Source organism: Paracoccus sp. Arc7-R13, assembly GCF_004010775.1.
GTDB lineage: Bacteria > Pseudomonadota > Alphaproteobacteria > Rhodobacterales > Rhodobacteraceae > Paracoccus > Paracoccus marcusii.
The window spans coordinates 1,413,552-1,425,852 of sequence record NZ_CP034810.1; the positions used below are offsets into that span (position 1 = coordinate 1,413,552).

General features: G+C 64.1%; 9 protein-coding genes. 7 read left to right on the forward strand and 2 right to left on the reverse strand.

Features of this window, described 5'->3' with window-relative positions:
* The first annotated feature begins 394 nt into the window (after window positions 1–394).
* Together EOJ32_RS07090 and EOJ32_RS20635 are read left to right on the forward strand one after the other, a co-directional pair.
* Window positions 395–6,730: a peroxidase family protein gene (locus EOJ32_RS07090; RefSeq protein WP_127898081.1), complete on the forward strand. Its 6,336-nt coding sequence runs from the start codon at window positions 395–397 to the stop codon at window positions 6,728–6,730.
* A 50-nt stretch (window positions 6,731–6,780) separates the two neighbouring features.
* The gene (locus EOJ32_RS20635) at window positions 6,781–7,101 is read left to right on the forward strand and encodes a hypothetical protein (RefSeq protein ID WP_341872767.1); all 321 of its coding nucleotides are present in this window, start codon (window positions 6,781–6,783) and stop codon (window positions 7,099–7,101) included.
* On the opposite strand, the gene EOJ32_RS20640 is transcribed toward EOJ32_RS20635, so the two are convergent.
* The gene (locus EOJ32_RS20640; RefSeq protein WP_371706127.1) at window positions 7,031–7,240 is read right to left on the reverse strand and encodes a DUF1003 domain-containing protein; all 210 of its coding nucleotides are present in this window, start codon (window positions 7,238–7,240) and stop codon (window positions 7,031–7,033) included. The two genes, EOJ32_RS20635 and EOJ32_RS20640, sit on opposite strands and share 71 nt — an antisense overlap.
* On the opposite strand from EOJ32_RS20640, the gene EOJ32_RS20350 reads away from it, so the two are divergent.
* Complete coding sequence (locus EOJ32_RS20350) at window positions 7,189–7,515, forward strand: hypothetical protein (RefSeq protein WP_240542516.1); 327 nt, start codon at window positions 7,189–7,191, stop codon at window positions 7,513–7,515. The genes EOJ32_RS20640 and EOJ32_RS20350 overlap by 52 nt on opposite strands.
* Window positions 7,516–7,607: 92 nt before the next feature.
* Window positions 7,608–7,889: a hypothetical protein gene (locus EOJ32_RS07100; RefSeq protein ID WP_127898082.1), complete on the forward strand. Its 282-nt coding sequence runs from the start codon at window positions 7,608–7,610 to the stop codon at window positions 7,887–7,889.
* Window positions 7,890–8,265: 376 nt separating this feature from the next.
* Here the strand turns inward: EOJ32_RS07100 and EOJ32_RS07105 are convergent, their stop codons facing one another.
* Window positions 8,266–9,069, reverse strand: a complete 804-nt coding sequence (locus tag EOJ32_RS07105) for an undecaprenyl-diphosphate phosphatase (protein ID WP_127898083.1) — start codon at window positions 9,067–9,069, stop codon at window positions 8,266–8,268.
* 730 nt (window positions 9,070–9,799) lie between these two features.
* Between EOJ32_RS07105 and EOJ32_RS07110 the strand changes: the two genes are divergently transcribed.
* The 3 genes from EOJ32_RS07110 to EOJ32_RS07120 are packed head-to-tail and all read left to right on the forward strand — an operon-like array spanning window position 9,800 to window position 12,067.
* Window positions 9,800–10,165, forward strand: a complete 366-nt coding sequence (locus EOJ32_RS07110; RefSeq protein WP_240542471.1) for a transposase — start codon at window positions 9,800–9,802, stop codon at window positions 10,163–10,165.
* Complete coding sequence (gene tnpB, locus EOJ32_RS07115; protein WP_127898084.1) at window positions 10,162–10,509, forward strand: IS66 family insertion sequence element accessory protein TnpB; 348 nt, start codon at window positions 10,162–10,164, stop codon at window positions 10,507–10,509. Before EOJ32_RS07110 ends, tnpB begins: the two co-directional genes overlap by 4 nt.
* Window positions 10,510–10,567: 58 nt before the next feature.
* Window positions 10,568–12,067, forward strand: a complete 1,500-nt coding sequence (locus tag EOJ32_RS07120; protein ID WP_127898085.1) for an IS66 family transposase — start codon at window positions 10,568–10,570, stop codon at window positions 12,065–12,067.
* Window positions 12,068–12,301 lie beyond the last annotated feature (234 nt).

Sequence of the window (12,301 nt, forward strand, 5' to 3'; positions counted from 1 at the left end):
TCACATAGGCGTTATCAGTTTCGATCCGGTCCTATTGCCGTGTTCCGTATGATTTCGGTGCCTGAAAACAGTGGGCCGAAGAATCTCCATCTTCCTGAAGTTGCATGGCAATCTGCGCGCCCACACCGGGCGTTGTGCCAAGGCCCGTGTGATCCATCCGGCGATTCGCCGGTCGCAGACGCCATGGCGACGAAAGTCGCCATTACTGGGGACCTAACGCCGTATTGGGGACGGCCCGTCTTGGCGTAACCTGTCGACATGGGCCGCCGTCCCGATACCGGGGGTGGACCACGTATCTTGTAAATGGCTTGCGCCGACGTGAACGCCTCTCCGCCCATCGTGAGGGAGATCACCCTGTCATGCGCCGGCCTCTGGTCACGTCAGGGAGATGATCATGGCAACGAGCTTTCATGTGAACGTGCATGACCTGAGCTTCATTCTGAAGCAGATCCAGGTTTCCGAACTCCAGGCATCGACGCCGGGCATGACGACCGTGGAGGCGATCCAGGCGGTCTACGGCGTCAGCGCCGCGGATGCGGCCCTGATGCCGGTGGGCCTGCGGACCGTGGACGGCAGCGACAACAGCCTGTTGCCCGGAACCGAGAGCAACGGGGCAGGGGACACGCCCTTCCCGCGCCTGTTGGACCCGGTCTATTCGAACGAGGGTGACGAAAACCCGTTCTTTGGAATCTCGAACACGAACTACGGGAACAGCGGCAATGTCGTGGACAGCGATCCGCGCACGATCTCAAACCTGATCGTGGACCAGACGCCCGCCAATGTCGCGGCCATCTATGCGGCGTTGAAGGCCGTGGGAACGACGGGCGTCGATGCGAATACCGCCGTCGCCGCGATCACGGTGGCCTACCAGGCGACGCTGAACGCCAAGGGGGCCGACGCCGCCGTGGAGGCCGCCGAAACAGCGTTGAGCGCCGAGACCGCGGACCATGGCGCGGCCGTCGCAGCCTTCAACGCCGCGGAGCTGCGCGTGGCGCATTTCGCCTCGGCCGGTCCGCTGGCGGAGGTTGCGGCGGAGGCCGCCGACGCGGCCAGCGACGCGCTGACGGTGCTTGTCGCCGACGTGGAGGGCGGAAACGACGTCACTGGATCCCTTGCCACGGCCTTGGATGCCGCCCTCGCTGCCAAAGACGCTGCGGATGCGGTGACGACCGCCTTGGGCGGTGATGCCGTTCCCGCCGCTCAGGCGGTGGCCGACGCTGCCCAACAACTGCTGGAGTTTCTGGACACCGCCGCCCAGAGCCTTCCGATCGATGAGGCGGCGCTGGTCGAAGCTGTAGAGGCCTTCGGGGCGGTGCTGGGATCGGACGGCCATGCCGCCGACAGCGTGGATGCGATCCAGGCCGGACTGGCCTCGGCAGAGGATCAGGCCGACGCCGCCGCGACGGTGCGAGACGCCGCGCAGGCCGACCTTGCCGAGGCGCAGGCGGATTACAATACCGCGGTGCAGCAGGCGCAGACTGCCGGCACACCCGCCCAGACCGCGGACTTCCTGGCGGACACCTTGGAGCATTACGGGCTGGCCACCGGTCCGGAGGGGGGCCTTATCATCGACCATGTGTCGCCCGATGTCGGCCTGACTGCGCCCTTCAACAGCTTCATGACCATCTTCGGCCAGTTCTTCGACCATGGTCTGGACCTCGTGAACAAGGGCGGCAACGGCACTGTCTTCATTCCGCTGCAGGCCGATGACCCACTGATTGCGGGCGCCGACCAGATTTTCGGCACGGGCGACGATCTTCCCGCAAGCCTGCGGTTCATGGCGCTGACCCGGGCCACCCCGGTCCTGGACGAGAACGGAGTGGAGCAGCACGTCAATGCCACGACGTCGTTCGTCGACCAGAACCAGACCTATACTTCGCACGCCTCGCATCAGGTGTTCCTGAGAGAGCAGATCCGCGTCGAGATCGATGGGGTGACCAAGGCCTATTCCACGGGCCACCTGCTGGACGCGTCGAGCGAGACCGGCTCTCTGGACGGTGCGGTGGGGACGTGGGCCGACGTCAAAGCCCAGGCGCTGTCGGTCCTGGGCATCCGCCTGGAGGACATGGACGTCCACCGGGTGCCGCTGTTGGCGACCGATGCCTATGGCAACCTGATCACCGGGCCGAACGGCTATGCCCAGATGGTCATGGCACCCGACGCGACCCATTCCGGCCCCTGGCTGCGCGAGGGCACCGCCGAAGGGATCACGACACAGGGCAGCATCGCGGCCGGTCCGGCCTTCCTGGTGGACATCGCCCACCATGCGGCGCCCAGCAGCACGACGACGGCTGACGGGGACAGCGTCACGGGCGATGACAACAACGCCCAGACCTATGACGACGAAATGCTGGATCTGCACATCGTGTCGGGCGACGGGCGCGGCAACGAGAACATCGCCCTCCAGTCGATCCACTCGATCTTCCATTCGGAACACAACCGCATGGTCGAGGAGAACAAGCACACCATCCTGGATTCGGATGACGTGTCATTCATCAACGAATGGCTGCTGGTGCCGCTGGCCCAAGGCACGGACCTGGCCACGGTCGACCCGGCCGATCTGGTGTGGAATGGTGAACGCCTGTTCCAGGCTGCGCGGTTCACGACCGAGATGCAGTACCAGCACATGGTCTTCGAGGAATTCGCCCGTCGCATACAGCCCGGGATCGATCCGTTCGTCTTCACCAATTCCGCCGATATCGATCCCTCGATCATGGCCGAGTTCGCGCACGCGGTCTATCGCTTTGGCCATTCGATGCTGACAGACACCGTGGACCGGCTGGACGCCCAGCTGATGCCGGTGAACGGTGATGCGGAACAGATGTCGCTGATCGAAGCGTTCCTGAACCCAGAAGCCTTCACGGGGTCAGGCAGTTCGCTGGACGAGGCGCAGGCGGCGTTCATCCGGGGCCTGACCTCGGACGTGGGCAGCGAGATCGACGAGTTCATCGTCCCCGCCCTGCGCAGCAACCTGCTGGGTCTTCCGCTGGACCTTGCCGCGCTGAACATCGCGCGGGCACGCGATACCGGCGTCCCGTCGCTGAACGAGACGCGGGCCCAGCTCTACAACGACTTCGGCCTGCCGGACCTGAAGCCCTATGCCAGCTGGACCGATTTCACGCAGTATCTGAAGAACCCGTTCTCGATCGCGAACTTCATCGCGGCCTATGGAAACCATGCGTCGATCACCTCGGCCACGACCCTCGCCGACAAGCGCGAGGCTGCCACCCTGCTGCTGTTCGGCGACGGCACCAACAGCGATGGCGTGACGATACGCGGCGTGACCTACACGAACGAGGATCGGCTGAACTTCCTCAACGGGCGGGGCGGCTACGGCGCCGGCAACGACCGGGGCGGGCTGGACAATGTCGACCTGTGGATCGGTGGCCTGGCCGAGAAGGTGACCGAGTTCGGCGGCATGCTGGGCACCACCTTCGGCTTCATCTTCGAATACCAGATGGAGCAGCTGCAGAATGGCGACCGGTTCTATTACCTGTCGCGCACGCAGGGTCTGAACCTGCTTGACGCGCTGGAGGCGAACACCTTCGCCGACATCGTCATGCGCAACTCGGCGCTGAGCGGCGATTATGCCACGCATATCAACGCGAACCTGTTTCTGACCCCGGACATGATACTGGAGCTGGACCGTGCCATCGCACAGCGCGACTACAACGGCGCGGGTGCTGGCCGCGATCCAGTCTGGGACGACCCGATCATTCAGAGCCTCGACCCCAAGGTGATCCGGGTGGATTCCGGTGTCACCGACGCGAACGGCCACCAAGTCGGCGGAGAGCTGCATTTCCGCGGCGGCGAACATGTCGTCCTGGGCGGGACCGAGGGTGACGACTACATCAAGTCGGATCTGGGTGACGACGCGCTGTGGGGCGATGGCGGCAACGATTACCTGAACGGCGGGGCAGGGGCCGACCAGGTCTTCGGCGGCGACGGTGACGACATCATCGAGGACACGTTCGGCGACAACTTCCTGCGCGGCGAACGGGGCAACGACGTCGTCTCGTCGTCCCGGGGCATCAACCTGCTGTTCGGCGGCGAGGGGCGGGACGCGCTGCTGGTCGGTCAGGACGCGGGCGAGGCCTTCGGTGGCGAGGGCAACGACTTCATCCTGGGCGGTTCCGGCGGGGACAACCTGCTGGGTAACGAAGGCAACGACTGGATCGAGGGCGGAGAGGGATTCGACGTCATCTCGGGCGACAATTCGGAACTGTTCTTCAACTCGACCATCATCGGCCATGATGTGGCCTGGGGTCAGGGCAACGACCAGGACTACGATCTTGAATCGGGCGACGACATTGCCCTGTCCGGGATCGGCGTCCAGCGCTTCGAGGGCATGTTCGGCTTTGACTGGGCCAGCGCGAAATACGACGTGGCCGGTGTGAACTGGGACTTCAACATCCCGATCTTCACATCGGCGCCTGCAGACATCCTGCGCGACCGCTTTGACCTGATGGAGGGAATGTCGGGCTGGATCCACAACGACACGCTGCTTGGCGACAACCGTGGCGGGACCGTGGGCGACACGGATGCGGCGGGCAGCTTTGACGACCACGTTCTGACCGCGGCGGGCATCGACCGCATCAACGGGCTGCGCAACTGGTTCGACGGCGCGCTGGAGACCCTTGGCGGACCGGGAGCCACAAGCTTCCGGGACGGTAACCTGATCATGGGTGGCGCGGGGTCCGATCGCATGATGGGGCGCGGCGGCTTCGACGTCATCGACGGCGACGCCTGGCTTAATGTCCGCATCCGCATCGTGGTCGACGGAACCGTGTATTCCGCGGAATCGCTGAACAGCTCTCAGGCGGCCGCCGGACCGTATGCGGGCAGGGTCTATGCGATGGGTGCCGACGGGCGGCCGGACTTCTCTGCGCCGGCCTTTGGGGGGCGGTCGCTGACCTCGCTGCTGCTGGACCGCACGATCAACCCCGGCGACATGTCCATCGTCCGCGAGATCGTGACGGCGGCACCTGGCACGGCCCGTGACAGGGCGGTCTTTGCAGGCGCGCTGGATGAATACGAGATCGAGGGGCGCGGCACGCAGCTGCCGGGAAGCACGTTGATCCAAGCGGCGCGTGACATGAACGGCGACGGCTTCATCTCTGTCCGCGACCTGGGCGGGGACGGGCGCGCGGCCTTCGATGATATCGATCTGATCCGCAACGTCGAGGATCTGGAATTCACCGATCAGGTCATCGCCATCGACACGCCCATCGGCATCAACGTGAACCTGGCGCTGGACGTCGATGGCGCCCCTGCGGCCTTGCCGGCCATCGGTGCCACCATCGGCCGCATCACCGCCGAGGGCGTTCCGGGCACCTTTGCCCTAGCCGCCGGCAGCAGTCCCCTGTTCGGCGTTGCAGCCGACGGGACGCTTGCCGTGACCGGCACGCTTGGCCTCAATCAGACGCATCAGCTGGATCTGACCTTTGCGACGTCGGGGGTCAGCAGGACGGAGCGCCTGCAGGTCCTGACCGGCAGCAACGCGGCCAATACCATGGCAGGATGGGCCGGGGACGACCTGATGTACGGCTTGGCCGGAACGGATGTCCTGACGGGCGGCACGGGGGACGACGTCCTGTTCGGACAGGCCGGAAACGATCAGCTGACCGGCGGCACTGGACGCGACATCCTGATCGGCGGTCGCAACAACGACCAGGTTCAGGGCGGCGCGGGGGACGACCTGATCCTCTTTGCATGGGGTGACGGGAATGATGCGGTCGACGGCGGCGATGGCACCGACCGGATGCGCATCTCTGGCACCGCCGCGAACGAGACCCTGACTGCAACCTGGAACGGTGCCGCGCTGACTGCGCTGACCGGGTTCACGGCGATCACCTCTGTCGAGCAGATCCACATCGATCTTGCGGGCAGTGCGGACCGGCTGGTCTATGCTGCCGGATCGGCCGGCGTCGTCGTCGACCTGGGCGCGGGGACGGCGTCGGGCTTTGCCTCGGTTGCCAACATCGCCTCCGTCCAGGGCGGGAACGGTGCTGATGTCCTGACCGGGAACGATCAGGCCAACACGCTAAACGGTGGAGGTGGAAACGACTTCTTCGTGGCAAGGGCCGATGATGCCAGCGACCTCTACACCGGTGCGGCGGGCTTCGACACGCTGGACCTGTCCGCCTATTCCGGCGACCTGTCGGTCGACATTTCCTTTGCCACGGCGACGATCCTGGGAACGGGCACGACCGCAGCACTGTCCGACCGCGTCCAGTCGGTCGAGGCCCTGATCCTGGGCGGCGGCGCGGACATCGCCTTCGGCAGCGCAGGGGCGAACCACCTATGGGGCGGCGACGGTGACGACACGCTCAGCGGCGTGAACGGCAACGACACCCTGGAGGGTGATGCGGGCAACGACATGCTGATCGGCGGCGCGGGTTTGGACATGCTTGTCGGCGGGCTGGGCGATGACGTCTTCGTCTTCGCGACACCCGCCCACAGCACGCTGGCGGCGTCGGACGTGATCATGGACTTCGGTCAGGCGGGATCGGCGGGCGGCGATGTCATCGACATCGGCGACATGGCAGGACTGGCCTTCCAGTTCGTGGGATCGGGAGGCTTCGCATCCGGCGGGACCAATCAGGTGCGCGTCTTCAACAACGGGACGGACACGTTCGTTCAGATCGACACGGACACCGACGTCGCAGCCGAAGCGCAGATCCGCATCCTAGGCATCCACGAACTGGCGGCATCGGACTTCATCCTGTGACGGCTGATCCAGATTGATAAGCATCATGACCGGCTGGCAAGGAGGTTCCAATGCCAGCCGGTTTCCCAAGATCACAGGAGCAGCTTGGTCATTTGCCGCAGACGGGGCATTTCTTCAGCAAACTCAACCTATGCGTTGATCAGGAAACCCACACCTACCTGATCCCCAAAGGATATGACGTCCGCGTGGCGCATTCCGTTTGCGGGCTCTCCGATCTGCTGCATCTCGACCGGGCGCTGCCATTGACGGGCAAACTGATAGTCGATCGTTCATGTAGCTGGCGAATTTCCAGTTCGGCCTTCAGATTGATGCGATATCGGCTTTGCCCCGCAGGCGGTTCTTGGTTTCCTGCCGGCGCTGGCTCATTATGATGATTGGCGCCTGCAGGGTGGCGACACAGGACAGCACCAGGTAAGGGGTAGGGATCGGAGGGCGGTCGCAGCAGGCCCGGGACGTTCGTGCCGATCCATGCCGCCAAGGACGCCGACGAACACCAGGATGAGCGGCCAGATGCCGCCAAAACGTGCGACCTTGTCGGTTATCTGGTCTCCGAAGGTCAGGCGATCGTCCAGCGCCGGCTCCAGCTGGCACGACAGAATCGTGCCAGCCTCCAGACTGGCGAGCACGGTTTTGTCCAAGGTCGACAGCTCGCCAGGCGCGTCCTCCAGCATGCGTTAGACGTATTGCCTGCGAAATCGCGCCAGATCGGTCTGGCAAATGATGCGGCCACCGGATCAGTCCGGTGGCTCCGTCTCGATCAAGGCGGACAGTCCAGGGCGAACTGACATTCAGGCATGCAGCGCCGTCAGCGGAAAGATCTGTCCGCAAGTATGGCAGAGGGCGGATTTGCGACCGGGTTCGCGGGGCAGAGGTTCTCATGGGGACCATTCAGGGATGTCGCAAGGCCGTGGTGCGCCTCAACCCGATCTGCAATCATCATGCCGAACGGTTCTGCGCGTCGCCCGGCAGTGAGGATCCGGGCGGTATGAAGGCGGCAGTTGCCGCGATCTGTAAGGCGCCGGCGCAGCAAGGCAGGGTCCGACAAGGATCCAGCACACCGGAATGCGTCGCCTCCGCATTTGGTACAGAAAGACAGGCAGGAACGTCGATCATCGAAAGCGAACGGACGGTGATCTGTATTGACGGACCGTCCGTCTAGGGGTGGGTAAACCCTTCACCGACGATGTCATTTGTTACCGTCAGTAGCAGCTTCCGTTGACACAGGACGCACCACCGGCAAGCGCGCCGATCAATGCGCCCTTGGTCTTGGACCCTCCCAGGGCGTCGGCCGCCAAGGCCCCCGCACCCGCGCCGCCCACCGTCCGGACCGCGGCGCTATTGAGCGGGCTGTCGTGGTAGCCACCACCGCCGGCACATCCTGCCAGCGCCAAGATAACGGCCGTTCCAATCGCTCCGAATGTCGCCTTCATCTCTGCCCCTTGATCTTGCTCTGATTTGTCCGAACAGCCTAGCGTGCGCCCTTGGGGATGATAATCCCGACCTCCTTCAGAAACGCGTGATCCGCATAGCAGGCGTCAACTGTAGGCATAGGCCAACAGCGCGACGCCCAGGATCAGGCGGTAGACCACGTACGGCGTGAAGCTGACGGCCTTCAGCAGCCGCATCATCAGGGTCAGGGCGACAAGGGCCGCGACAAAGGCGAAACCTGCAGCGATCCCGGCCTGTGCGACCGCTGCACCGTCGAAGTCCGACATGACGTCGCCCGCCAGAAGCGCGGCCGAAGCGATGATGGTGGGGATCGACATCAGCATCGAGATCCGCGCTGCGTCCGCGCGGATATAGCCCAGGGCCCGCGCGCCCGTGATCGTCGCACCCGATCGCGAGGTTCCGGGGATCAACGCCACCGCCTGCCACAGGCCGATGATGACGGCGTCGCGTATCGTCCAGTCCGCGGTCCGCTTGCAGCCCTCTCCGCGCTGGTCGGACCAGTAGAGCAGCAGACCGAAAATGATCATCGTCCAGCCGATCACGGCCACCGACCGCATCATCTCCATCGCGCCGGACATCTTCAGCACCAGCCCCACCAGGACCACCGGTATCGTGGCGACCATCAGTGACGCGGCCAGCCGTGCGCCGGGCGTGTCGATCCTGCCCCGGGCCAGCCTGCCACATCCGGCCAGGGCCGCGGCGACGTCGCGCCAGAAGAACAGGATCACCGCGAAAAGCGTGCCGACATGGACGGCGACGTCGATAACAAGGCCTTGGTCCTGCATGCCGGTCAGTTCCGGAAGCAGGATCAGGTGGCCAGAGGAGGAGACCGGAAGGAACTCGGTGATCCCCTGGATGATGGCGACAAGGACAAGGTGGAAGAGGGTCATTCAGATTCCTTACGCGGGCAACGCGCCACTTCTGAGGCCCGTCATTCCCGTTGTGGAAATGACGAACTGTGGAGCGCGCCCGCTATCACCGACAGACCCCGACCGCCACTCTACCCGGCCAATTTGCGCTTTTGATGACACCGCTTACCGAGCAGATGATGGAAAAAGTGAAAGCGTGGACGCGTCCGGCATCCATGTAGAACAAGCGCCGTTGGCGCGGGAATGCTGACGTCCCCTGCGCATCGTGATGCTAGGTCGCGTACTGCCCCTGCGCTTCAGATCAGCATCAAACGACATGGGTATCCTCGACCTATGGTCGCAAACCGACAACGCTCATGACGCTGCAGCCGCCGGCCGGCGCGTTCTATCCGCGTTCAGGCGATGCATTCCGAACATCTGTCCGTCCCGCTCCGACGCTCGTCCAGCTGCCCTCGGCGGGGGTCGTCTCTGGTCGGCCTGTCCCTGCGACATGCCAGTACCTCCACCGCAGTTGCGCTATGATTTTCTGCTGACATAACCGGGAGATGTCAGGGGTTTTGTCAAGTTACCGCAGAGCATACACCCCTATTGGCGCAATGATTGCAGTCTGCGGGAGTATCAATGGCCGAGCCTCAAGATGACTTCGCGAGCTAAGTGCAACTGATTTGTAAGCGTCCGGTCTGACTGCCCTGCCGCGTGGTGAGCGTGGGAGATAGTGTCCGCTATAGATGGTGGACACTATGGTGCGAGCGTGGCGCGTCGGACAAAGCGGCTTTGGACGGACGAAGAGAAGCGGTCGATCTGCCTGCAGACGACGGCTCCGGGCGTTTCGGTTGCGCAGGTGGCGCGCCGTTATGCGGCGAACGCCAACATGGTGTTCAAGTGGCTGCGCGATCCGCGTTATGCCCCTGAGACAACGGCAGTGGCGGCTACCCCTGCCTTCCTGCCCGTGGAGATCATAGACCATGTCAGGAAGGATGATCTGGTTGTGACCAGCGAGCCGACACGTCCACAGGAACTGATCGAAGTCGAGCTTGCGGGCGGTCATCGGATGCGCATCACCGGCAGCTACGATCCTGAGGCGCTGGCGCGGCTGATCCGGGGGCTGACAGCATGATCCCGGTGCCAGTCAGCACGCGGGTCTGGCTGGCGGCCGGGGTGACGGACATGCGCAAGGGCTTTGCGGCACTGGCCGCGCAGGCCGAGGCTGTGCTGAAGCAGGACCCGTTTGCCGGGCATCTGTTCGTCTTCCGCGGCCGTCGCGGCGACTTGGTCAAGGTGATCTGGTGGGATGGCCAGGGGGCCTGCATGTTCATGAAGCGGCTGGAACGGGGCCGGTTCGTCTGGCTCGCGGCCAAGGAGGGCAAGGTGGCACTGACGCCGGCGCAGTTGTCGATGCTCCTGGAGGGGATCGACTGGCGGACCCCGGAACGGACGTGGCGACCCCTTGCCGCGGGATAGTCAGCCAGTCGTGCAATCAATGATTCCCACAAGGAATACAGTGGGATAAACTGCGTGTATGCTCGATCAAGCCTTCACCCTGCCGGAAGACCCCGAGGAGCTGCGCAGCTTCACTGCGCGGCTTCTGGCCGAGGTGAAGTCGCAGGCGATCCTGATCGAGAAGCTTCGCCATCAACTGGCCGGTCACCGCGCCCATCGGTTCGGGGCATCGTCCGAGACGGTGGAACAGCTTCAGCTTGCCCTCGAGACCAGCGAGATCGCTGCCGCTGCTATGACGGCGCGGATGAAGCTGCCCGACATCGAGGAGAAGGACAAACCCAAGCGTCGTCCGATCCCGGACCACATCTCGCGGATGGAAGTGGAACTGACCCCTAGCTCCGATGCCTGTGCCGATTGCGGCGGCTGCCTGCGCCGGATCGGGGAAGATGTGACGGAAGAGCTGGAATACGTCCCCGGGCGCTTCATCGTGAACCGGATCGTCCGCCCTCGGCTGACCTGCTCGTGCTGCGAACGCTTCGTGCAAGCCCCGCTGCCCTCGCGCCCGATCGAGCGCGGTCGCCCGGGGCCGGGCCTCCTCTCCCATGTCTTGGTCAGCAAGTATGCCGACCACTTGCCGCTCTACCGCCAAAGCCAGATCTTCGACCGTGAGGGGCTCGATCTGGATCGCTCCACGCTGGCAGACTGGGTCGGCAAGAGCACGGCCTTGCTGGAGCCCTTGGCTGACGCCATTGGCCGCCACGTCCTGTCGGCCGAAGCGATCTTCGCCGATGACACGCCGGTGCGAATGCTCGCCCCCGGCACCGGCAAGACCCAGACGGCACGCCTCTGGACCTATGCCCGCGACGAACGGCCGTGGGCAGGAACCGCGCCACCGGCGGCTTGGTATCGGTTCTCGGGAGATCGGAAAGGCCAGCACCCCAAGGATCACCTCGCCCGCTTCCGCGGCTGGATGCATGCCGACGGCTATGCCGGATTCGAGGATCTCTACCGCTCCGGCGCCATCCGCGAGGTCGCCTGCATGGCCCATGTCCGGCGCAAGTTCGTCGACATCCACAGGTCGCAAGGCTCCCCGATTGCAGAAGAGGCCATCGGCCGGATAGCTCAACTCTATGCCGTCGAGAAACAGGCCAAAGGGTCGCCACCTGAACGCCGCGCCGAATTGCGACGCGCCCATGCGGCCCCGGTCTTTGACGACCTGGAGCGATGGCTGGCCATGCAACTCACCACGATCTCTGGCAAATCCCCGCTGGCCGCGGCTATCCGATATGCCCTGACCAGAATGGAACGCCTGCGCCCATACCTCGACCACGGCATCCTAGAACTCGACAACAACGCTGCCGAACGTGGCATGCGCGCCGTCGCCCTCGGCCGTAAAAACTACCTCTTTGTCGGCTCCGAGGCAGGCGGCAAGGCCGCCGCCATCGCCTACACCCTAATCGAAACGGCCAAGCTAAATGGTGTCGACCCACAGGCTTGGCTCGCCGACACTCTTACGCGCATCTCGGACTACAAGATCACCAAGATCGATGAACTGCTGCCATGGCACTGGAACGGGTAGCGGTTAGACCGGACGCTTACACTGATTTGTCGCGGCACGCGCTATGTTGATATGCCATCCTTGGCCAACGGCTCGTCGGTTCAAATTCAGTCGGCGTTGCTGGCCATGGTTCGATTTGCCGCGACATATCCGTCCTGGACCGCATATAGATTGACGCTCGTAAGCATTGCGGCTGACGATCCCCTATTTTGATAGTCAGCTTACAGCTTTGATCACGGCAGGAAGTCAGCGTTA

Coding starts and splice junctions, on each gene's coding strand:
- EOJ32_RS07100 (WP_127898082.1), top strand. CDS start 7,608: ATGGGGACCATTCAGGGATGTCGCAAGGCCGTGGTGCGCCTCAACCCG.
- EOJ32_RS07120 (WP_127898085.1), top strand. CDS start 10,568: ATGCTCGATCAAGCCTTCACCCTGCCGGAAGACCCCGAGGAGCTGCGC.
- EOJ32_RS20635 (WP_341872767.1), top strand. CDS start 6,781: ATGCCAGCCGGTTTCCCAAGATCACAGGAGCAGCTTGGTCATTTGCCG.
- EOJ32_RS07090 (WP_127898081.1), top strand. CDS start 395: ATGGCAACGAGCTTTCATGTGAACGTGCATGACCTGAGCTTCATTCTG.
- EOJ32_RS07105 (WP_127898083.1), bottom strand. CDS start 9,069: ATGACCCTCTTCCACCTTGTCCTTGTCGCCATCATCCAGGGGATCACC.
- tnpB (WP_127898084.1), top strand. CDS start 10,162: ATGATCCCGGTGCCAGTCAGCACGCGGGTCTGGCTGGCGGCCGGGGTG.